Genomic DNA, 21,351 nt, shown 5'->3' with positions numbered 1-21,351 from the left:
GGTAACCCGGGTCAGCCGCGAAAGAAGGGGCGAGGTATGAGCTACGCCGCTGACTCGGCGACCGACACCTTCGTCGCCCACCGTAACCTGCTCTTCACCGTCGCGTACGAGATGCTCGGGTCGGCGGCCGACGCCGAGGACGTCCTCCAGGAAACCTGGATGCGGTGGATCAACGTCGATACGGAGCACGTACGCGACCAGCGCGCCTACCTGGTCCGGATCACCACCCGGCAGTCGCTCAACCGGCTACGCGCAATGAAACGCCGCAAGGAGGCATACGTCGGCCCCTGGCTGCCCGACCCCCTGCTCACCGCACCGGACGTGGCCAAGGACGTCGAGCTCGCCGAGAGCGTGTCGATCGGGCTCATGATCGTCCTGGAGACACTGTCGCCGACCGAACGCGCCGTCTTCGTACTACGCGAAGCCTTCGGTATCAGCTACAACGAGATCGCCGCCGCCGTCGGCAAGAGCCCCGCAGCCGTCCACCAGATCGCGCACCGCGCCCGCCAGCACGTCGACGCCCGCCGCCCCCGCCAGGTGGCCTCGCCGAGCGAGACCCGGGCCGCTCTGCGGGCGTTCCAACGCGCGGTCGAAACCAGGGACCTACAGGGTCTTCTCGACGTGCTCGCCCCTGACGTCGTCCTGGTCGGTGACGGCGGCGGCGTCAAGCAGGCCGCGCTGCGGCCGATCATCGGCTCCGAGAAGGTGGTCCGCATGCTCTTCGGTGGTCTGGGCAAGGTCGAAGGCACGCTCACCGGGGAACCGACCATGGTCAACGGCAACCCGGCACTCCTCGTACGCCTGGATGGCGAGATCGACGGCGTCATGGCGATCCGGGTCGAGGACGCCGGCATCACCGGCCTCTACTACGTCCGCAACCCCGAGAAGCTGGGCCACGTCGAATCCGAAACCGCGCTCACCCGGCGATGAACACGGCCCCGGAATACGGCGGCAAGGAACAACCCGGACCCCTGTCAGGACGGTGGACACCGTCGTAGTCGGTATCACGGCGGGGCCCGAGCGCCCCGGCGTGAGCGCTCCGTGGTCCTCCGGTGGCGACGCCGAAGGTGGGTACCTGGACGCAACGTTGTTGATCTTCGAACATGTGCGAGGTGTGTGCTCTCCAGCGGATGCCGACCCGGGTCACCACGGCCAACCGCCGGTCGCAAACCGGGGTTCGTGTGCTCGGGGTGTGGTCCTGGGCTGGGAGAACACGGGTCCGGGTGACGTAGGTGAACGTGGGCCACTCCCTGCCACCCCAGGTGAACCCCAGGTCGCTGGACTAGGCGCTCGCGCCCCCGTAGCTCAGGGGATAGAGCATCGGTTTCCTAACCCGACGCTCCGCCGGTGTCCACAGGCCGACGACCTGCGGCTTTCTATCGTCTGCCGTTGCGTGCCGGTCGCTTCGCGGGCTCGCTGCGATCGCTTGCCGAAGATCAGCTGGAACGTTGTGGGCCCTGCGGGTGCAGGCTTAACGCTGCTGCGAGTCGGGAGCCGAGTCATCGTTCCTTGTCGTCGAGCAGTTCGCGGCGCCACTCCGCAGTTCGGCTTCGGAGGTCGTCCAGCGCTCGGCCGGTGACACCGTACTGGGCGAAGTCGTCGGGATCGAGCTGGGTGGCTTGTCCGAGGGCGTCGGCGAAGACGCGCCGGTCGAACCCACGGTCGGCGCGCTGCGCGAGGGCGAGGAGGGCTTCGCGGGTGTAGCGGCCGGATCGGAGTGTGGCGTCGATGTCGATGAAGTCCCGGGCGAACGCTCGTCCGTAGAGGGCGCTCATCTTGTTCGCGACCGCGTCGTCCGGGTGGAGCACTGGACCGATCGCCATGAGGATCGGTTCGTTGGCACGCCAGTCCACGCCGAGTTCGACCTTGGATACCCGCACGCCGTCGGTGACCGCCAACCGGGCGAAGGTGTCGTACTGGCGCTCGGTCTCGACGGTGAGGCCGTCGTCGCGGTAGGCGTGCACGACGGCGACGACCGCGGCGGTGAACTCGTCGCGGCGGTCCCAGGCGGTGAACAGGTCGACGTCCTCACTGGGCCGCTCGACAAGCCCCGCTGCCTGGACCGCGTAGCCGCCGGCCAGAGCGAAGCCATATCGATCGGCCGCCCCGAGCCCGGTACGGGCTAGGCGTTCGTGGAAGGGGTCCACCGCTACGCCGCGCCGCTGCGGGTTGCGGCGAGATCGGGGAAGGCTTCCTCCCAGCGCTGCCGGAGCTGGGGTGGCAGCCAGAGGATGGGCCAGAGCCGCCGGAGGAGGTCGGCATCGAGCCAGGTGTTCAGATCCTCGACCGTACTGGCCTCGGTGAGCACCACCTTGTACATGCTGGCCAGGCGGGCGGACCGGTTCAGGTCGTACTCGGCGTGCCCGGACCAGTCGAGGTGACGCGGAAGCGTCACCATGCCTTCGGTCGGGCCGCGCAGTGCGGCGAGGGTTTCGGCCACCATGTAGGGCCTGCGGTCACCGTAGGGCCGGTAGTCCGCCGGCGGCTGGGGTGGTGTCCGGCGTCGGCTGATGTTGGTCGCGCGCCGGACCTCCGGTCGTAGCGCCTGACGGATCGTCTCCCGGCTGTAGCCGGTGACCCGCTGCAGATCCACCGGCCGCCAGCCGGCCGCGTGGAACGCCCGTAGCTGCTCGTCCCGCTCGGTCAATGCCTGCGCGCGCGTCGCCTCGTACCGGGAGACAACCGCATGTAGCTCATCCTCGGAGAACCGGCCCATGCCGTCAGCCTACCACGCTAGGCCAAGCACGCTTGGCTCCTTGCGGCACCCTCGTTGTCGGTGTCATGAACCTGAGCCGGCTGTGGCGAGCATGCTGCACTGGGCTGGTTCAGATGTAGTGCTACCGGAAGTGGAACCTGACGGGCGCAACGGTCATAGGAGAGTGTGAGCGAGACGGCGGACATGATCTGGGCCGACGACGGCGAGCTGTGGCAGAGAGCGCGCCAGGGGGAGGCCGAGTGCTTCGGTGTTCTCTTTGACCGGCACGGCGGGGCCGTCCGGGCATTCTGTGCCCGCCGGACCGGCTCGATCGACGCTGCCGATGATCTGGTCTCCATCGTGTTCCTGGAGGCGTGGCGTCGGCGGGGTGAGGTCGAGCTGGTCGATGGCAATGCGCTGCCGTGGTTGTACGGGATCGCTCGCCGGACGATTCAGCATCGCTGGCGGACCGCGGTGCGGCATCGACGGGCGCTGGAACGGCTGGCGCCCGCTTCGGCCACGCCCGACCACGCCGAGGAGGTCGCCGGCCGGCTCGATGACGAGCGACACCTGGCCCGGTTGCGGGCGGCTCTCGAGCGACTGAGGCCGCCCGATCGCGACGTGTTGCTGCTCTGTGTCTGGCAGGGCCTCACATATGCCGAGGCGGCAGTAGCGCTCGGCGTACCGGTGGGCACCGTCCGGTCGCGGTTGTCGCGGGCCCGGTCCCGGCTCGACGCCGAGACAGGCCCATTCGGCATTGTCGATCCCGCGAACTGCCCAGTCGCCACCCCCACACAGCGGCAGGAGATGTCATGACTGAGCTGCGATCCCGCCTGGACCCACAGCGCCAGACCGACGTTCGGCGAATGCTGGTTGCTCAGGCCTCGCGTGGGGCTGCGCCGATTCGGAACCGGCGTATCGCCATAGCCGGTGGCCTCACTGTCCTGACCGCGGCAGTCGGCTTCATCGCGCTCGCGGTCGACCCCGAGCCACCGCAGCAGAATTATGCCGCTTGGACGCCCGTCCCGCAGGCCGCTCCACCACTGACCGCTTCGGATGAAGACATCGAGGGCTGGGCTTCGAAATGCAGCGACCTCGGCGTCGGCGGGGTGGGCGTCGGAGGTGTCCCGGCGCGCCGAGAGGCGGCGGACCGACGGGAGGTGCTGGTCGATCGACGCGGCGGTTTCACCTTCTGCGTCGATGTCTCAATGGGTAGCGGCACCTCCAGGGACCCCTTGATCGCCCTGTCTGGCCTGAAGGCCGACGGGCGCAATGGGCTCAACCTCATGGCGGCCACGGTCTCCGACAAACCGTTCACCAAGCCGCAAGACAGTGCCGTGCTGGTGCTCGGCGGCGTTTTGCAGCAGCCGCCAGAGGGCGGCATTCAAGCCTTCCAGATGTTCGGCCTGAGCGGTGCCGCGGTGACTGGCGTCGACGTGGTACTGGCGAATGGACTTCGAGTGAGCTCCACGCTGAGGAACGGCATCTGGGGTGTGTGGTGGCCCAGCGAGCGTGGCGAACTCGCCGGCAGCAAGCTGCATGTGCGCACTGCCGCAGGCGTCACGCTCGTCGACCCGCACACCGTCCGGCTACCGATCCAATAACCAGAGGCTCGCGAACCTTCGGACCGACTCGCGCCTGGGTTGGTCGTAACTCGCGGATCAGCCCGGCGTGTGGCGCGGTGGAGAGAACCGTTTCGCCGGGTGATGCGTCCTAACCTTGCGTGATGGACGTGGACGACGAGGAGCTGTTGCGCCTCGTCGGAGAGGGTGACCGCGGGGCGTTCGACGTGCTGTATGCGCGTAACGCGCCCTGGTTGGTGCTGCGTCTGCGCCGCCGGTGTCGGGATCCGGAGTTGGTCCGGGAGGTGTTGCAGGAGACGTTCCTGACGGTGTGGCGGGCCGCGGCCGGCTACCGCGGGGACGGTGCGGCGGTGGGCTGGCTGTGGTCGGTGGCCGCCGGTCGGTTGATCGACGCGCGGCGTCGCGCGTTGGCCCGTCCGCAGAGTGTGGGGGCGCCGAGTGAGGACGTGTTGGCGTGGTCTCCGTCGGCGGAGGACGAGGTCTTGGCCGGCGCGTACGACGTCGAGTTGGAGCGGGCGCTGCACCGGTTGGCTCCGGAGTTGCGGGCGGTGTTGCAGGCGACGGTGCTGGACGGCCTGACCGTGCGGGAGGCGGCGGTGTTGCTGGGTGTGCCGGAGGGCACGGTGAAGACCCGGGCGATGCGGGCGCGCCGCGAGTTGCGGGAGGCCCTGTCGTGACCGGTTTCCACGTCGACGCCGGGGTGCTGGCGGCGTACGCCGAAGGCGGCCTCGCTGACGTGGACGCGTGGTCGGTGGAGGCGCACCTCGACCGCTGTGCGGCCTGCCGGACGAGCATCGCATCGGACGCGTCCACGGCCCTGGTGGTGGAGGCCGTCGCGGTCTCGCTGGGCGGCCGGCTGCCGACGCAGGGGCGGGTGCGGCGGGCAACAGGGTGGCGGCGAATCAGGGTGTTGGTGGGTGCGGGGCCTGCGGCGCGGACGGCGTGGTTGCTGTCGGTGGCCGTCACCGGGGTGCTCACCGCGGGGTTGGCGGTCAGCCCGACGGTGGTCCCACCGTGGCTGCTCCTACTGATCGCGCCGGCGCTGCCCGCTGTCGGTACGGCCCTGTCGTACGGGCCGCGAACTGATCCACTGCACGAGCTGATCGCGGGGACACCGCAGGGCGGCCTGACGATTGTGCTGTGGCGCACGCTGGCGGTGCTCACGGTGGCCGCACCCGTCGCGGTCCTGGCCGGCGCGGTGACGGACATCGGTCCGCCGGGACTGTGGCTGTTGCCCTGCGTCGGGTTGACCGTGCTGACGTTGGCGCTCGGCTCGTTGATCGAGCCCGCGTACGCCGCGCTCGTGGTGGCAGGGGCGTGGGCGGTGGTGGTGCTGGCGCCGCCGGTCGGCGGTCTGGCGGTCCTGGTGTCGAGCGGCCCGGGCTGGCTGGGCGTCACCGCGGTGGCCGCGGTGGTGGTGTATGTGCGTCGGGAACGGGTGGGAAGGCAACCGGCATGACGACGGTGAGCGTCGACGGCCTGCGGGTCAGCTACGGCAAGCGAGTCGTCTTCGACGACCTGGACCTCGAACTCGGGGTGGGCGTGCACGGGTTGCTCGGCCCGAACGGCGCCGGCAAGACCACCCTGATGCGGGTCCTGGCCACGGCGCTGCACCCCGACCGGGGTGACATCCGGCTGCTGGGCCACCACATCGGCGACCCCTCGGCGTTGCGGCAGGCGCGCCGCCAGCTGGGGTACCTGCCCCAGGCGTTCGGCTTCTACCCCCGCTTCACCGTCCGGGAGTTCGTCGAGTACTTCGCCTGGCTGAAGGAGATGCCGCCGGCGCGGATCCCGCTGGCGGTGGACCGGGCGATCGAGCGGGTCGGCCTGCTGGAGCGCGCCGACGACCGGATGAAGCACCTCTCCGGCGGGATGCTGCGCCGCGCCGGCATCGCCCAGGCCATCGTGAACGACCCTCGGCTGCTGCTGTTGGACGAACCGACCGCCGGCTTGGACCCGGAGCAGCGGGTGCAGTTCCGGGCGCTGCTGCGGGAACTGGGCCTGGATGCCGTGGTACTGGTCAGCACTCACCTGGTGGAGGACGTCGTGGCGGCGTGTACCCGGGTGAACCTGGTCGACGGCGGACGGCTGGTCTTCACCGGCCTCCCCGACGAGCTGATGGCCGCCGGTGGGGACGGCGACAGCGGCGACTCCCCCATCGAGCGGGGCTACACGGCGGTTCTGCGCGGCGCGCGGACGGTACCGCGGTGAGGCGCGCGCTGAGGGTGGAGCTACGCCGCGGCACGGCGCCCCTCGCCGCTGCGGCGATGTTCGGCGCCGGAGTGTGGATGCTGGCCGTGCACCCGGACGACTGGGGCGGCCGGTGGGCGGGTCTGGCGAACTATCTGCGGGTGTCGCTGTTGATCCTGTGCGCTCTCATGATCGCTGCCGGGGCGTGGCAGTCCGGGCGGGAACGGCGGCGCGACATCGACGAGCTGATCGCCTCGACCCCCCGCCCGGGCTGGCAACCAGTGGTGGTGGCCTGGCTCGCCGTGACATTGGCCGGTGCCGTCGGACTGCTTGGCGCGTTCGCCGGAGCGGCGGTGCTGGTCGCCCGGGTCGCGACCTACACCGGCGGAGGCTGGTGGTGGACGCTGACCGTCGGTGTCCTCGCCCTGGCCGCCGCCGCCGCGGTCGGCGTCCTCGTCGGCCGGCTCGTTCCGCTGCGGGTGGCGGCCCCGATCGCCGGCCTCGCCACCTACCTGGGCCTGGCCATCGTCATCTACTGGGACGGCAATCCCGCCGCGTGGCTCTCGCCGGTCTACGGCGGCTGGGCGGTGTACTCACTCGTCCCCGACCGGGTCACCGCGTTGCAGGCGGCCTGGCTGGTGGCCCTGACGGTCCTGCTGCTGGCCGCCGCCGCGCGGCAGCGGCGAGCAGCCCTGCTGGCCGGCGGACTCGCCGTCACTGCCGCCGTGCCGATCATCACCGGACCGGGCACCTATCGCCTCCCGGCCGACCCGGCCGCGGTGGAGCTGGTGTGCACGAGCAGCGGCCCGCAGGTGTGCCTGTCCCGGATCAACGCGTTCCTGATCGACGACGTCACCGAGGTTGTGCAGCCCATCCTGGCCCGTCTCGACGGGATACCCGGAGCGCCCCGGCGGGCGGCCGACCAGGCCGCCCAGCCGGCCGGCCAGTCTCTCGAAAGTGACGACGGCACGGTCTGGCTCAGCCTCGACTACCAATCCACCGCGCTGGGCGGCTTGGTCAGCCGGAAGAGCCTGCGGGCGGACTTCCGGCAGGTGACCCGGGCCAGATGCGAGGATCCGTCCGGGACACGCCGCATCGACCAGCGGGTGTACCGGACCGACACCCTGGCCACCGACTGGATGCTCGACGAGGCAGCCACCCCCGACAACGTGCCCCTCGCCAGGCTCCGCTCACTACCGGAGCCAGCGCAGCGCACCTGGTTCGCCGCCTACCTCGACGCCGCCCACCGGTGTGACACCTCGGCACTGATTCGCCTCGGCGAGCAGCTGTGACCAATCGCCTGCTCACGCTGCACCTGCGCTCCCGGGGCGCGTTCACGTTCCTGGTTGGTGTCGGTGTCATCGCTCTGCTGGCCTGGGCCGCCGGAACGTGGCTCGCCAGCAGGCCCTACTTTGACGGGCCGGCCGCCCGCGTCCCTGTGGTCGCGCTCGCACCGCTGCTGGCCGCACTACTGCTCGGGCCTACCCTCGCCGGCGCTGACGAGGACCTCGAGCACAGCACACCCCTGCCGTGGCGGGCCTGGCGAGCCGGTCACCTTCTGGTCGCCGCCGTTGTCACCGCCGTGGCGCTCATCCTGGCCGGGCTGCGGGCGCCCGACACGTACGGTGCTCACGCCCTGGTTCGCAATGCTCTCGGTTGTATCGGGCTGGTCGCCGGCGGGGCGGTGCTGCTCGGCGCGCGGCTGGCGTGGCTGCCCGCCTTCGTCTACGTGTGCGCCGTCTACGCCGCCGCTCCCCGCCAGACCAGCGTCGTCGTTGCGGCTTGGGCTTGGCCGGTCCAGCCCTCCACCATCACACCATCCTGGTTGACCGCTGCCACGATCTTCGCCGTCGGTGCGGCGGGATACGTCCACGGCGGGTCCCGCGCCTCGGCTGGCCGCCGCGCTCGTTCAACAGGTGGACCGTGAGCTGCAACAGAGTCGGCGTGGGCGGCCATAGTGTGGTGTGAGGCATCAGGTAGGGCCGTCGGACGAGGAACTGTGGTCTTCGATCGCCGCCGGTGACGAGGCGGCGTTCGGTCGGCTCTTTGACCGGTATTCCCGTCCGGTCTACAACCACGCGTTCCGGCTGACCGGGTCGTGGTCGACGGCCGAGGACGTCACCCAGGCGACGTTCCTCGTCGCGTGGCGCCGCCGGCATGACGCCCGCCTGGTGGACGGATCGGCGTTGCCGTGGTTGCTGGTCGTCGCCACGAACGCGGTCCGCTCGGAGTGGCGGTCGGTGCGTCGGTGGCTGGCGCTGCTCCGGCGTCTACCGGCGGAGCGGTTTGCCGATGGTGACCTCGCCGAGGAGGTTTCCGCGCGGCTCGATGACGAGCGTCGGATGACCGAGGTCCTCTCGGTGGTCCGCCGGTTGTCACCGGCGGAGCGGGAGGCGGTGGCGTTGTGTCTGTGGTCCGGCGTGTCGTACCCGGACGCGGCGTCCGTGTTGGGCATCAGCGAGGTGGCGGTGCGGTCCCGGGTCAGTCGTGCCCGCAGCCGCCTGGCCCGTCTGATGCCGGAGGAGATCCAGGAGGGGAAGCGGTGAACGACATTCTCGACCTACCCGCGGAGCGGGACCTGCCGCCGAAGGCGGCCCACGCGATGCGGGCCCGGATCCTCGGTTCTGTGCGCCCGCGCCCAGCTCGTACGCCACGACTGCGAGCCGCCGTGGCGGGGGTAGTGCTGCTGGCCGTGGCGTCCGGTGTCGCGGCGGCGGTGTGGCAGCGGCCGGACCGATCACCCGTACAGGTGCTGGCCATGGGACCGAGCGAGTTGTCACCGACGCTGCGGGACGCGGCCGAGCGCTGCCTGCAGTGGAACTCCCCGCAACGGCAGACCCGGCAGAACCCGAGCGAGCAACCCGTCCCGGTGTCCCCGGCCGACCTGGCGGTGGCCATCGAGCGGGATGACCGCACGCTAGTGCTGTTCATGAACCACGCCGGCTACGCGACCTGCGACGCCGAAGCGGCGGGTACGGACCAGGAGACCGGCGGTCACGCCAGCGAGCCCTGGCGGCACGGTGACTGGTTACCGGGGCCGGTGCAGCGGCTGCTGCTGACGTCCACCGAGCACGACGGCGGGGACGTCAATGTCAGCGGCCGGGTCAGCGGGCGCGTCGACCGGCTCGTACTCGACCACGGCGACGGGCGCAGTACAACAGCTCGGCTCTCCGGGGGAGCGTTCGGCCTGATGACCAGCGACGCCCGCCTCAAGGCCGACAACGACCCTGAACTGGTCAGCTACGACGCCCGCGGGGCGGAGATCGACAGACGCCTGCTGTTTCAGGCCGAAGACCAACTTGAGCACTGCTATGCGAGCCCGGATGGAAAGCGGATCTACGGCAAGCCGACCAGCGGCTGCCTACCTGCCGAGAAGTGGGGGCGGTAACGACCGTCAGAGGGTGACTGCCACTTCGGCGTTGGTCGTTACTCGCGGGCCAGTCCTGGTGGCAGCGCGTCCTCGTCAGGTCGGACCTGGCGGGCGTTGGCCACGGAATCGCGTTCGAGGGCGTGGATCACAGGTGTCGGGCCGCCGACGCAGGTCCAGGTGTCGTCCCAGAGCGCGGAGACCAGCCACGACCGGTCGGCAGGAAAGAACAGGTCGGGTAGCGCGCCGTGGGGGTGGCGCATGTGACCATCGGTGCGCCAGGTGAGAGCTTGCTCGGGACCGGCCTCGACCAGCACGTACGGCCAGTTCCAGTAGAGGAACACCCTCGGGGCGTGGGGGAAAGACGACGTTGTGGGCGCCGGTGTCGAGGTAGGCCAGCCACCACGGCTGGTCCGGAGTGTGCCTGATGACGTCTTCGACCAGGGCGTGCTCGTAGGCGGCGACAGTGACATCGTCGGCCTGGTACGTGGTGGCGTAGGCGTCAAAGACCGGCAGAGGGTTGGTCCCTGCTTTCGTGATGGTCGATGCGTTGAGGCATCGAGGTGGTGTGTTCGGGCCGCCCGTGGCTGGAGCATTGCGGGGCGCGTCACAGGGATAGGTTTCGCGTGTCGAGACTTCTGCGACCCATGGGCGCCGCCAGACGTGATTGCCGTCAAGCAACTGCATACGATGTTGATAGGTGCCTGCAAACTCAGCCGATTCAATGGTCTCTGCAAAAAGACCACCGCTGGTCTCGCCAATACGAGTGCTTTCGGCCTTTGTGGTGGTTGCGACCGGATTGAAGTCGAAATAGAGAGCAAGCTGAGAGTTCTCGCCTGGCACTACCAGGTACGTGTGGAGTCGCCCGTCCGCACCAGATCCGCCGGGAACATCTGACAAGCCATGATAATCGTATGATGTCCCGTCATACTCTACCCAAAATGCGTTCTCTTCCCTTGGGTCCGCGGAGTATCTCGATTCCCAGCCGAATTCAAAGCCCTCCGAGCGGCTGTTGGCGCCCTGTGAATCTAGCGTTCCCCACTTCATGGAGTTCAGCATATTGCTGTAGGTGGTTCCGGTGTAGGTGATGGGATGCTGCTGCCACGTGTCCATCAGTCCATACACCGGCTGTTGGGGCCGGACGCAGAGAGCCGTCCCCTCCGTTGTGCACTCGAAAGGCCCAGTTCGTAATATCCAATGTTCTCCGGGCCTGCCTCCCGTGGGCAGGTTCCAACAGTTGTTAAGATAGGCGCCGTCGCTGGAGTACAGTCCGTCTAGGCAGTTCGTATTCGTGTTATTACGAAGCCAGAACCCTCCACCATATGTCGGCAGCTGGGTGTACCAGGAGAGATTAGATGCTGTGCAGGACCTGAGCTGGACCTGCGGCCCTCCGGTTCCGGTTCTGCCCAGGCAAAGGCCAGTCTGTACATGAACGATCCGGTAGAGGTGGCGCGGTGGCGTGTACGGCTGCGTGCTGCTGAACTCGAACATCCACCGTTGCGTATTGGCAGCAGCGCCACCATCCGGAATGTATGCAGCAACCCCTACGGGTGATCCATCGGTCGTGCCTGTAGCCGACAGTACTCGCTGTTCGTTAGCTCCGAAGATGCCGATAGCGAATGCTTTTGAAACTGCAGCTGATGCTGGAGCCGCGACGCAAATCAGGGCTCCTGCGACAACTATGGCTACGATCGAGGCGTGCGTCATTCCTCGTCGCAGCGATGCGATATACGACGTTCTTAACACCTAGCGTGATCCTCCCCTGGACACGGTGTTAAGCGATTCGCCACCACCACCAACACGTTCAGTGATGGGAGCGTCACGCCTAGCGAGAGGGGAAACTATCGCACGCTTAGCGATGATGATCAATGCCAAAAAAGGTGATCTTCTCCACTGCGATCGATCCTTGACGATAGACATTGCTCACCAATATGGACATTGGCGACGTGGTTCCGTGTCAGCCCCCGGCTGAGCATCGGTCGTAGACAGGCCGTGCGACGTGCTGATACGCGGTGATGTGGCTGGACTAGCGTGATTGTTGGGCACCGGTCATCTTGCGGTCGCCGGAGCCGAGCACGGGACGGGGTTGCCGTGACAGAACAAGGGGTAGGCCGGCTCCGGCAGACCTTCAGCCGCGCCGTATGCCGTGTCGCCGAATTGGGTGGGTGGGTTAGCGATGCTGCGCGACGAAACAGGTCGCCCGCTTGCGCCGCCGTTGCCCCCAGGTCACGCTCATGCATGTGACTGGCGACCGCCGCTTGACGTGACAGTTGCGATAGGTCTGTGTCCTGCCGCGGACTGAGGGCCGCAAACCGATCGCCAACGAGCAAGAGCGCCCAGCGTCCTGTCGAAACGAAACTATCCGCCGGCTTCCTCCGGCGGTGCGTCGTGTGCCCGATGGTAGCGGCCGATAAGACCCACAACGATCAGCATGTATGCGGTCAGCTGCGCCGCCGTCGTCATGGCCGAGACGAGGTGTGGCATGTAAAACCTAGGTCCGGCGACCTGCCAGGCGAAGAAGGCGGTGCGGTGGCCTGCCTCAAAGGGCAAAGGCACCGCCCCAATGCTCGCTTCCACAAGCGGCACGGTGATCAGGGCTAGCAACACCGCACCTGACGAGGCAAGTCTCCTCCCACGCTCAGCCAACGCTGCGGCAAGCGCCAGCGCGGTGAACCCTAGCGCCAGTGGCGGAAGAGCAGCCAGACTCACGGCGATCACTGTCTCGGCCTGGCCGGTGCCGGTCAGATACTGCCCCTGTTCGGTAGGGACTGCGAGCCAAATATCGACCGCCCGGACGACCGAGTACCCAAACAACGAGGTCGCCACTAATGCCACAACAGCCGTCGTGCACCCAAGTGAGACGCGACGCCATACCACCAGCAGCACCGTCACTGCCGCCAATGAAGACGCGCAGAGGCTGAGACCCGCGTTGAACCCGGAGAGGGTGTCGACGCCATCACCCGGCTCGAACACCTGCCAGCCGGCGGTGTTTGCGTCGATTGGGATGCTTCGGACCGAGTCGACCAGCAGCGCCGTGACGGCGGCGGGCACCGCCCATCGGGGGGCAGGCAATCCGGCGACCACAGCGAAGGCAAGGAGCAGTCCGACGCTCCACACCTCGGCGTAGCGCCAGATCGGATGACCCGTCAGGATTCCCACGACATGGGCTAAGGCGCAAGCCGCCGCACCAGCTAAGAGCAGAGGCGCATAACGCACGAGACGCACAGGAGCATCCTGTCACGGCCCCACGCCGGGCCCCTGCACGGCAGTAGATCATCCAGACCCTGCCCGCCTGCGCACAATCTCATCGATCAAACACAGACACGGGAGCCTACCCGCCCGGCGGTCCGACCACACCAGACAGACGGTGCGACCACACTGTTCACCCACGAATAGCATCGACATCCGCAGTTACGCGGCCGGCCCAACTACGACGTCGATCACGCCGGTGAACTACCGAGACCCCAGATCAGGCAACTGCGGCTGGAGCATTAGGGCTTGGGCGCAGGACATCCTTCCAAGCCGACAGCAGGGCAAGTCATTTCAGATGTCAACCGTCGATGCAGCAAGCCATTTCGCCTGGACATAATCGCAAAGCGCAGCAGCGATTCTGGGCGCCGGATCGGAATGAGAAGCGAAAGCTACCGATAAGCCCATCCGCACCGCTAATCAGGATTGTTCTGCACGCGACTGGACGGAAGGAAGTCGTGGTCGAGGTGAGCCTGGAGGTCCGATCTCGGGTAGTTCGTGCCGATTTATCTGGTACATCGGCGTCCGTTGACGGTGTCGTATGTCTATGCAAGGATCATGTTCATGGCGGGGGCCCACCGCATTGTGTATCGAGCCGTCATTGACGGCCTTCGCACCGATCTCGTGGAGGTATGCGGTGAAGCGGTTTCCTGCAGCAATAATTGCGAGCGCGCTGTTGGCGGGTGGGATAATCTTGACAGCATCTCCAGCATTGGCGGCCTGCAACATCACCAAGAGCAAGGGTAGTACCTGGACGAACGGATCAACGACCGCCGACTGCAACGGCGGCGTTTCGGTCCAATCTCGCATCGATAGGTATTACGGCGGCACCATCCAGACCACCTACGGGCCGCAGAGCACGGGATCGTCCTATGCTACAAACAGCAACGGAATCAACGCAGGAAATGCCGTCCGGGGAAAGACTGGCACTGGTTGGGGTGACTGGGTTTACTTCTAGGCCGTCTCGGCACCTGAAGCCTTGTCCGGCTAGGTTGGACGAGTGAACCATGGGCAGTGCGTTGCTATAAGGTTCTAGCGGGCGTGGATCACTGTTCCTATCAAGTGATCCACGCCCGCGTTACTTGGATGAGCGTGCTAAGTACGCTGGGACCTTCCTCCCTCCGTGGGCGACGGATTATTCTCGGGGACCTTCGAGCGCACGCACGAGGATTCAGATAATCGCCTGCCGGCCGAGCTGCGCATTGCCGTTGACGGCTACGATGTGAGCGCGCAATTGCTGGGTACGTTGACCTCCGGTCCCCCCTCTGGCATAGTCAGTGGTCCTCGAAGCGGTTCGAAGGCTGTGATAGCCTCCGGTTGGAGTGAACTGTGAAGAGGCCTCTCTGTGTGGTTTAATCCGACTTGTTTCTCGGGAGCTATGATATGAAGAAGGCCCGACGCCGCTCGGCAATCAGTCTGATTACGTCGATGGTTATCCTGATTGGGTCGGCGTGCAGTGCGTCAAATTCCTCCGACGATCCATATGCTCCCGAGCTAAAGTCTGCGCAAAAGCAGGCAACTTCGGCCTTCGAAAAAGATGTCTTCGCTGACCTTGTCATAACGAAGTCCGAGTTCGATGAGGCCGTCGAGCGATATGTCGCTTGCGCACAAGACCGCGGGACGAAGATCAAGGCAGTTCCAGTAGCAGGTGGCTACTATAATTATGACCTTGTAAAATCTGGCGAGGCTGAGACGGTGGCGGAGGAATGCCGCAAGGGGACCATCGCGTTGGTCGAGCCGATCTACGTTGATCGCCTGATGAATCCAGAGAAAAAGAACATCGACCAACTGCTGGCGGATTGCCTTGTGCGGAGTGGGGTTGCACCAGAAGGCTACTCAGCCGAGCAATTCGTGATAGACCGTGCGAAAAACTTCGCCGAGACCTCTTTTGGCCCCGACAACCCAGCCGTTCCTGCATGCCTATCCAACCCGAGTAATGGGCTATGAGCAACCATCCGGGCTCGAACATGCGCGAGAACGCCCCTGTATTGCACGCATCTAGTAAGTCATGCGAGCGCCAGGGTTTGCGATGAACAGGAGGCGACACATCCTGGCCATGATCCCCAACAAGCGGCCATCGTGGGGCACGACGCTAGTAGTCGTATGCTCCTTGGTCACCGCCGTTGTAGCAGCCGCGTTGGCTGTAACAGTTGACCCCCCGAGGCCGGCCGGCATTTCGCAGTCCCAATCACGATCTTCGATAATCGCTACACCAGGACAGCTCGACGACAAGCGACAGGTAGAGCTCCTTCCCGAAATTCGGGAAGGAGGCAAGTTGGTCGTCGCTGCAACTGGCATTCTAACGGAATTTGACTGCCGTCAAGGAATGGTTTTACGGTCCGGGTCTTTTCCAGTTTCGATCAACGGTCAGGGCCTACTAGCGATTTCCACGTCGGTGCCAATTTGGCGTGACCTGGCACCCGGTGTAAAGGGCGAAGATGTTCGCGCTTTACAGCGAGCGCTTCAAGCGCTGGGCCCGTCGCTGACGGTAACAGGACGGTTCGATTCGGCGACGCGGGAGCGCGTCCGCTCCATCTTCAAGACCGCCGGGACATCCTGGCGAGGGCCCAATCTTAAGCGAGAGTCACTCATATGGATCCCGCCTGCGAGCACCGTAGTATCGACATGCGATGCGGCGCTAGGGCAATCGCTGCAGCCAGGAAGCGGGATTCTTACTTTCCAGCCAACAACGGTTGCATTCGTCCCTAAAGCGGTGCCGGTTGGTTTAGTTCCAGGTAGGCGCGTGCTAACGCTAGATGGCGTGAGTGTAGAAGCGAGTAACCTTAGCTCAGTCAGCGAACCAGGATCAATCTCCATGCTAAGCAAGACCGGTGCGTTTCGGACCTGGTTAGAGTCAGGTGGAAAAGTACCGATCGTTGCCTCGTTTACGCTTATTAAACCGGTTCCGGTCGTGAGTGTTCCAGCTGGTGCTGTGCAGTTTGACGTCGAGAATAACCCCTGCATCCATGTATCTGATGGTCGGCCTATCAGGGTTTCAGTTGCCGGATCCAGCCTGGGCCGCAGCCTTGTTACGTGGGACGACGTGCCGGATCATCCAATCGAGGTCCTAGCACGGGTAGGTGCGGAGTCGAGATGCTGATATCAGCTGACCAAATCGGCCACCAGTTCGCCGGGCAACTCCCGCTCTTTCGGAACCTTACCTTTCGTTTGTCATCGGGAGATGTCGTCGCACTGACAGGACCTTCAGGGTCTGGTAAAAGCACAACTCTCGGGATACTCGCAGGTTGGATCCGGCCAAGTGAAGGCCGGATTGAAAGGTTCGGCGCTGGCCGGACTTTGTGGGTCTTCCAAAATCCTCATGGTGTGCCTCGAAGAAGCTCGTTGTCTCACGTAATGCTCCCATTTCTGGCGGCCGGCCTTTCTCGCGATGAGGCTGAGGATAGCGCGCAACGCATCCTCGAAAAGTTTGGCCTTGCACAACTCAGCAACAGTCTGTTTCAGGATCTGTCGGGAGGGGAAGCGCAGCGGCTCATGTTGGCGCGCGCGGTCGCCGCATCTCCGAGTCTTCTTCTGGTTGACGAGCCGACGGCGCAGCTTGATTCCAAAAGCGCCTCTACGGTGATCGATGTACTCGGTGATCTTGGCATGAATGGTGCGGCAGTTGTGATTGCTACCCACGATGCGCGGGTTCGTGACGCGTGCGACCGGACGATAGATCTGGGTGCATTTTGAGGCTGTCATCAATCTTCTCGGAAGCTGTTAGGAACGTTGCTTCCGGAACATCGAAGACGGCCGCATTAGTGGCCGCACTATTTGCATTCTGTCTGACGCTTGGCGCATTAGACTGCGTGGTAACGGCGGACATCCTCAACGCCGCTGACAAGTTTCGAGCATCCGGTGGAGCGACATATGTCCTTTCGGCTCAGGACAGTGTAGACGGCGCAGCATGCGAAAGGCTCTCTAGCACCGAAGGTGTAGTGGCGGCCGGAGCGTTTCGTAAATCGGAGGAGGATTACGAAATTCCGGCACTGCCATCATCGGGAGTCAGCTTTATAGAGGTGACTCCCCGGTTCAGTGAGCTGATTTCCGTCACGACCGGCTCCGCGAACGCAGACGGGCTGCTTCTCTCTGACAGTGTGTCTAGTTCTCTAGGTGCCTTGATCGCAGGGGACTTCCTCCACACATCGGACGGTCCTGCACTCATAACAGGAACCTTCTCTTACCCGAATGATGGCCGAGCGCCAAGCCTGGAAAACGCTGTGCTCGTTCCAGCCTCGAACATTGGCCGATTTGACGAGTGTTGGATGACGGTTTGGCCACCGGATCCGTCGGCCGCTCGATTGCTAAATGCGGCTATAGCAGCTTCTACTGCCGCAGAAACACGTGTAACAGTGCAGCAGTTAAACGTTCGGCTCGGTGAAAGTTTCGATGGAGCGGTAGCCTTCGAATCGCGCAGAACTATGAAAGCACCGTTGGCAGGTCTTGGCTTCGGGGCTCTCGTCGGTTTTCTAAGCATCCGATCACGCCGGTTGGAGTTGGCATCCGCGAGACATTGCGGTGTATCGGTGTTTGATCAGTTAGCCCATCTCCTTATCGAGACCACGGCCGGGTGCGTGCTCGCGTTGTCGCTTACTGTATCGGGACTGTGGATTGTAGCGCTTGTTATAGTTCCCGATCACCCAGGCTTCGCGGTAGCAGAATTGGTTCGGATTCCACTTCTTGGGGTGGTCGGTGCCGTTGCCGGTTCCGGTATGGCTACTTTGATCTCCCGGGAACGGCACCTTTTCCGATACTTTAAGCAGCGCAATTGAGTGCTGGTAAGGGTAAGCCGAAGACACGGCCCGGCATTATTCTGGCTTGAGGTTTTCCGTCCACCCCTGATCCTCGGTCTGGTCACCATACCGGTCTGTCTGAGCGGCGAGTGGTGGCTACTAGCCCTGATGCTGCTGCCGTGCGGTGTGTTCACCGCGCCGACCGTGGCGGCCACCGACTGACGCGGTGAGGCGGCTGTCGCCGGCGCGCGTGGGGGGATGGGGCGATGGGCCCGCACGGCTCGGCGATGGTGGTGGCGGTCGGTGTCCCGCTGGTCGGTGCGGTGATCGATGCTTCGGTACCCGCTTGGGGCGCCGCCGCAACGGGCCTGCTCGGTGCGCTGATCGCCTTAGCAGCGCTGCCAACCGGGTTGGGTCACCGAAGGTCCGCCGCCCACACGTCGCTTCCCCGCCTGAATCGGCCGGGTCCGCCCCCGTCCGCTCGACCATCTAGACCGAGAACGCGCCGCCGGTTGGCCCGGTCCCCGGTGTCAGATGTCGCCGCGGATCACCGCGCGCCCTCAGCCCCCGGTGCCGCTGATTCGCTCCGCGGCGGCCGGCAGGCAGCTGTCGTGGCTCAGGCGCCCCGCCGGTTCGACCGACGGGGTCAGGGCCCATCGCAGGCCGGCGGCCTCGCCTCGGCGCAGGCCGCGTAGGGCGATCAGCCATCACAGGGGGTAGAGGGTGTCGCCGCGGACGCAGTCCAGGAGGCGAGCTGTGCTTCCCTCAACACGTGGTTCTTAGCCGGCCACTCCCTGGAAGCGCCAAGCGAGGTGAAAAGAGCGCTGCCCGGCCCCGCGAGGGGACGATGGAATTCTGTTCGGCGGCCACCGCGTCCGACTATTCCTGGCCGCGAGGCAGTGACCGAGTACCGGTGCCGCCCGTGCGCCCGAGCAGCGGCGATTCGCGGTACCCGGCTTCGCGTTGTTGGCTCTGATCTCGCAGGGCATCATGAGTGCGGAGCGATCATGGGCGCGGCTGCGGCACTCGTCATTCGGCGGGATGGTTAGGCCGCCTGACGCCGGTCTCGGATCCTTTTGGCTACGGCGTCGGCGGCTTGCTGGTGGAGTTGCTTGTTGACGCTTTGGTAGGTGTCGCGGGTGAGGGTGGTGGTGGAGTGGCCGAGTTGTTCGGAGACGACTTTGATGTCGACGCCGGCGTTGAGGGCGATGGTGGCGGCGCTGTGCCGTAGGTCGTGGAGTCGGATGGGTGGTAGTCCGGCCTTGCGGACGTGCCGGGTGAAGCGTTGTGTGACGGAGTCGGGGTGCCAGGCGTGGCCGTCTTGGCGGACGAAGAACAGGCCGGTGTGGGGCCAGGCGGGGCCGGCGGCGTGTTGCCACTTGGCGCGCAGCGCCTTGTAGGCGATGAGGATGTTGACGGTGTCGTCGTCGAGGGCCACCTCTCGGTTGCCGGCCTTGCTTTTCGGGGGTTTCTCGACGGGGGTGTAGCCGTGGGTGGTGATTTGGTGGTTGATGGTGGTTTCTCGGCGGTGGAGGCGGACCTCGCTGTCGCGTAGTCCGCAGGCCTCGCCGCGGCGGGGTCCGCGGAAGGCCATGTAGTGCCACATTGGATGCAGGTCGGGGCAGTGGATCGCGGCGTAGGAGAGGAACTGGATGACCTGCTCGTCGGTCCACACCATCACCGGTCCTGGGATTTTCCCGTCCTCCTTCCACTGCTGGACTCGCTCGTTCTCCCACACGATTGGTTTGGGCCGGTCGCCGCGAATCTTGACCAGGGCGGCCGGGTTGTAGCCGGGCAGTAGTTCGTCGGCGCGAGCGTCGTTGAGGGCCTTGCGCAGGCAGGCGCGGATGTTCAGGCAGGTATTGGGGCCGGTCGGTCGCTTGCCAGCGACGGATTTTCGGACGGCCGAGTCCGGACTAGCCTTTGCGGCGAGGAGCTCTTCGTTGCGCTGCTCGATCGCGGTGAACATTGCTCGGACGTGACTGACGCGCAGCTTGTCGAGGGGGATGTCGCCGAGGTGTGGGATCAGGTGCACTCGGATGATGGTCTCGTAGCCGCCTTTGGTGTTTGCGTCGACGTTGTGATGGGTCAGCCAGTTGGTGAGGTACTCGGCGACAGTGGGCGTATCTCCGAGGTGGGTGTCGCCGCGCAGTCGTAGGCGGATGCGGTCGATCTCGGGCAGCGGCTCCTTTGCGCGGACGGCGGTCTGGAGGACGTCGGCTATGTCGCGGCGCGACCGCTTGTCCCATGCTGGGGCGAGGGCGAGCAGTTCGCGGGCGTGGTTGCGTTCGTCGACGGCGGCCCGCCGGGTGGGCAGGCCGGAGCGGCGTAGCTGCCGTCGGCGGCCGTCGATGGTGGGGGGAAGTTCAAGGTGATAGGCCCAGTAGCCATGGTCGGAGCTCCACGCGTGGTTCGGCCGGCGGAGCTTTGGACAATTGTTTCCCATCTGTTTTCCGGTTTCGGGGTAGCGGCAGCCGCAGCGCTTAAAAATGTTTTCGGCGGGCATGGCGGGTCCTGCTCCTTGCTTGTCAGAGGCTGTATTGGCACTCTTGATCGGAAATTGCGGGGATCTCTGGATCTGATGGTCGACGGGTTTGTTGGGTGAACGAGGGGTGGTGGCATCAGGAGTGGGGATCAGGGTTCGGTCCTGCCTCGGCGCGGGATTCGGCTGTGGAGGAGATATCTGTCGCGGCCGACTTCTGTTTAGGGCTCGGGAAGGTCGAGGTGCAGGGCCGCCATCAGCGGCGCGGTGGGTATTCGGTAGTGGGTGCCGACGCGGAAATGCGGCACGGGGAATGCGTCGCGGCGGAGCAGTTTGTAGGCCGTAGACCGGGACATGTCGAGCACTGAGGCTGCGGTGCCCAGGTCGGTGCTGGGCCCTAGGCCGCGGATTCGCTCTGCTGTCCATATAGGTTTGGGGTCCCTGGACAGGGGATCATGGGGGTGCCGTGACTGTGTCGAGTGACCACGTTCAAGCGATCGCATGGCATCTCCTCAAAGTTTGGACACGAGCGGGCGACGTCAAGGCAAATATGCTGCCTGCCGGGAATGAGTCAGAGAATTTCGGCATTCGGACAGCCTCTACCTGGATCGGCGTGCAAGGAAGCGGACTGCGTCGACTTCGTGCAGGGTTTCCGAGTAACTGAATGATTTCCGGCTGCAGGCGACAATCACGCCGTTTGGTGGTCACGCTCCGGCCTTCCGTGCGTCCTGTCCTTGCCCTTCCGGCGTAGGTACACCTTGACCACAGGACTGCGGCAAAGGCCGCATTTCGGGTAATGCTGCTGATATGTGCACATATACTTGAGAGTGGTAATGACTTTGCCCAGAGAGGCGCCGCGGTCCAGGACCGCACGCTGGCTCGAGCGAGGAGCGTGTGCTCTCCTGCTGCCGAGAGGGGCATCGCTTGTCGGGGTACTCGTTGGAGTGCAGAGGTGAGTACGGCTGATCTTGCAGAGGTCAGGTGTCGTGGTGGGCGCCTTGTTCGTCACGGTGGGTTGCGTTTTGCAGGCGCAGGCGGGTGAGGCCGAGCAT

19 protein-coding genes and 2 pseudogenes are annotated in these 21,351 nt (G+C 65.4%); 14 read left to right on the top strand and 7 right to left on the bottom strand.

Features of this window, described 5'->3' with window-relative positions; all coding sequences use genetic code 11:
* Positions 1-36 precede the first annotated feature (36 nt).
* Entirely contained in the window at positions 37-930 is an 894-nt protein-coding gene (locus DLJ59_RS24660) for an RNA polymerase sigma-70 factor (RefSeq protein ID WP_124774983.1), read from the top strand.
* Between the two features lie 569 nt (positions 931-1,499).
* Here DLJ59_RS24660 and DLJ59_RS24655 read toward each other — a convergent pair.
* Complete coding sequence (locus tag DLJ59_RS24655) at positions 1,500-2,147, bottom strand: nucleotidyl transferase AbiEii/AbiGii toxin family protein (RefSeq protein ID WP_124774982.1); 648 nt, start codon at positions 2,145-2,147, stop codon at positions 1,500-1,502.
* 2 nt (positions 2,148-2,149) lie between these two features.
* Complete coding sequence (locus DLJ59_RS24650; RefSeq protein WP_124774981.1) at positions 2,150-2,716, bottom strand: hypothetical protein; 567 nt, start codon at positions 2,714-2,716, stop codon at positions 2,150-2,152.
* Between the two features lie 165 nt (positions 2,717-2,881).
* Here DLJ59_RS24650 and DLJ59_RS24645 point away from each other — a divergent pair, with 165 nt between their 5' ends.
* From DLJ59_RS24645 to DLJ59_RS24605, 9 genes are all read left to right on the top strand, one after another.
* On the top strand, positions 2,882-3,511 hold the full coding sequence (locus tag DLJ59_RS24645) for an RNA polymerase sigma factor (protein ID WP_244236208.1): 630 nt from the start codon (positions 2,882-2,884) through the stop codon (positions 3,509-3,511).
* Positions 3,508-4,299, top strand: a complete 792-nt coding sequence (locus tag DLJ59_RS24640; protein ID WP_124774980.1) for a hypothetical protein — start codon at positions 3,508-3,510, stop codon at positions 4,297-4,299. The genes DLJ59_RS24645 and DLJ59_RS24640 overlap by 4 nt, the downstream gene beginning before the upstream one ends.
* 119 nt (positions 4,300-4,418) lie before the next feature.
* Positions 4,419-4,955 carry an RNA polymerase sigma factor gene (locus tag DLJ59_RS24635; protein ID WP_124774979.1) on the top strand — a complete coding sequence of 179 codons (537 nt, stop codon included), beginning with the start codon at positions 4,419-4,421 and terminating at the stop codon, positions 4,953-4,955.
* Positions 4,952-5,737, top strand: coding sequence for a zf-HC2 domain-containing protein (locus tag DLJ59_RS24630; protein ID WP_124774978.1), 786 nt, complete (start codon positions 4,952-4,954; stop codon positions 5,735-5,737). Before DLJ59_RS24635 ends, DLJ59_RS24630 begins: the two co-directional genes overlap by 4 nt.
* Complete coding sequence (locus DLJ59_RS24625; protein WP_124774977.1) at positions 5,734-6,489, top strand: ABC transporter ATP-binding protein; 756 nt, start codon at positions 5,734-5,736, stop codon at positions 6,487-6,489. Before DLJ59_RS24630 ends, DLJ59_RS24625 begins: the two co-directional genes overlap by 4 nt.
* Entirely contained in the window at positions 6,486-7,760 is a 1,275-nt protein-coding gene (locus DLJ59_RS24620; protein WP_124774976.1) for a hypothetical protein, read from the top strand. The genes DLJ59_RS24625 and DLJ59_RS24620 overlap by 4 nt, the downstream gene beginning before the upstream one ends.
* Positions 7,757-8,395 (top strand): hypothetical protein, encoded by a 639-nt coding sequence (locus DLJ59_RS24615; protein WP_124774975.1) that lies wholly within the window; start codon positions 7,757-7,759, stop codon positions 8,393-8,395. Before DLJ59_RS24620 ends, DLJ59_RS24615 begins: the two co-directional genes overlap by 4 nt.
* Positions 8,396-8,432: 37 nt before the next feature.
* Positions 8,433-9,014 (top strand): RNA polymerase sigma factor, encoded by a 582-nt coding sequence (locus tag DLJ59_RS24610; protein ID WP_124774974.1) that lies wholly within the window; start codon positions 8,433-8,435, stop codon positions 9,012-9,014.
* Positions 9,011-9,856, top strand: a complete 846-nt coding sequence (locus DLJ59_RS24605; RefSeq protein ID WP_124774973.1) for a hypothetical protein — start codon at positions 9,011-9,013, stop codon at positions 9,854-9,856. The genes DLJ59_RS24610 and DLJ59_RS24605 overlap by 4 nt, the downstream gene beginning before the upstream one ends.
* Before the next feature lie 38 nt (positions 9,857-9,894).
* Here the strand turns inward: DLJ59_RS24605 and DLJ59_RS24600 are convergent, their stop codons facing one another.
* The 3 genes and pseudogenes from DLJ59_RS24600 to DLJ59_RS24590 all read right to left on the bottom strand — a co-directional run bounded on the left by DLJ59_RS24600 (position 9,895) and on the right by DLJ59_RS24590 (position 13,060).
* The gene (locus tag DLJ59_RS24600) at positions 9,895-10,179 is read right to left on the bottom strand and encodes a hypothetical protein (protein WP_124774972.1); all 285 of its coding nucleotides are present in this window, start codon (positions 10,177-10,179) and stop codon (positions 9,895-9,897) included.
* Positions 10,180-11,110: 931 nt separating this feature from the next.
* Positions 11,111-11,326 (bottom strand): annotated as a pseudogene (locus tag DLJ59_RS38395) (RICIN domain-containing protein); the annotation flags it as partial.
* Positions 11,327-12,193: 867 nt separating this feature from the next.
* Positions 12,194-13,060, bottom strand: a complete 867-nt coding sequence (locus DLJ59_RS24590) for a hypothetical protein (RefSeq protein WP_244236207.1) — start codon at positions 13,058-13,060, stop codon at positions 12,194-12,196.
* Positions 13,061-14,467: 1,407 nt separating this feature from the next.
* Here DLJ59_RS24590 and DLJ59_RS24585 point away from each other — a divergent pair.
* From DLJ59_RS24585 to DLJ59_RS38125, 4 genes and pseudogenes are all read left to right on the top strand, one after another.
* Complete coding sequence (locus DLJ59_RS24585) at positions 14,468-15,031, top strand: hypothetical protein (protein ID WP_124774971.1); 564 nt, start codon at positions 14,468-14,470, stop codon at positions 15,029-15,031.
* Positions 15,032-15,092: 61 nt separating this feature from the next.
* Positions 15,093-16,184, top strand: coding sequence for a peptidoglycan-binding domain-containing protein (locus tag DLJ59_RS38340; RefSeq protein WP_124774970.1), 1,092 nt, complete (start codon positions 15,093-15,095; stop codon positions 16,182-16,184).
* Positions 16,178-16,777, top strand: a complete 600-nt coding sequence (locus DLJ59_RS24575) for an ABC transporter ATP-binding protein (protein WP_124774969.1) — start codon at positions 16,178-16,180, stop codon at positions 16,775-16,777. Before DLJ59_RS38340 ends, DLJ59_RS24575 begins: the two co-directional genes overlap by 7 nt.
* Positions 16,778-17,928: 1,151 nt before the next feature.
* Positions 17,929-18,248 (top strand): annotated as a pseudogene (locus DLJ59_RS38125) (MFS transporter); the annotation flags it as partial.
* Between the two features lie 614 nt (positions 18,249-18,862).
* On the opposite strand, the gene DLJ59_RS24560 reads toward DLJ59_RS38125, so the two are convergent.
* Positions 18,863-20,323 (bottom strand): site-specific integrase, encoded by a 1,461-nt coding sequence (locus tag DLJ59_RS24560; RefSeq protein WP_124774968.1) that lies wholly within the window; start codon positions 20,321-20,323, stop codon positions 18,863-18,865.
* A 197-nt stretch (positions 20,324-20,520) separates the two neighbouring features.
* Positions 20,521-20,655: a helix-turn-helix domain-containing protein gene (locus tag DLJ59_RS37610; RefSeq protein ID WP_244236206.1), complete on the bottom strand. Its 135-nt coding sequence runs from the start codon at positions 20,653-20,655 to the stop codon at positions 20,521-20,523.
* Between the last annotated feature and the right edge of the window lie 696 nt (positions 20,656-21,351).

Origin of the sequence: Micromonospora inaquosa (genome assembly GCF_003857055.1) — a bacterium.
GTDB lineage: Bacteria > Actinomycetota > Actinomycetes > Mycobacteriales > Micromonosporaceae > Micromonospora > Micromonospora inaquosa.
This window is presented reverse-complemented; position numbering and strand designations above follow the sequence as displayed.

Coding starts and splice junctions, on each gene's coding strand:
- DLJ59_RS24650 (WP_124774981.1), bottom strand. CDS start 2,716: ATGGGCCGGTTCTCCGAGGATGAGCTACATGCGGTTGTCTCCCGGTAC.
- DLJ59_RS24560 (WP_124774968.1), bottom strand. CDS start 20,323: ATGCCCGCCGAAAACATTTTTAAGCGCTGCGGCTGCCGCTACCCCGAA.
- DLJ59_RS24640 (WP_124774980.1), top strand. CDS start 3,508: ATGACTGAGCTGCGATCCCGCCTGGACCCACAGCGCCAGACCGACGTT.
- DLJ59_RS24575 (WP_124774969.1), top strand. CDS start 16,178: ATGCTGATATCAGCTGACCAAATCGGCCACCAGTTCGCCGGGCAACTC.
- DLJ59_RS24585 (WP_124774971.1), top strand. CDS start 14,468: ATGAAGAAGGCCCGACGCCGCTCGGCAATCAGTCTGATTACGTCGATG.
- DLJ59_RS24625 (WP_124774977.1), top strand. CDS start 5,734: ATGACGACGGTGAGCGTCGACGGCCTGCGGGTCAGCTACGGCAAGCGA.
- DLJ59_RS24660 (WP_124774983.1), top strand. CDS start 37: ATGAGCTACGCCGCTGACTCGGCGACCGACACCTTCGTCGCCCACCGT.
- DLJ59_RS37610 (WP_244236206.1), bottom strand. CDS start 20,655: ATGTCCCGGTCTACGGCCTACAAACTGCTCCGCCGCGACGCATTCCCC.
- DLJ59_RS38340 (WP_124774970.1), top strand. CDS start 15,093: ATGCGAGCGCCAGGGTTTGCGATGAACAGGAGGCGACACATCCTGGCC.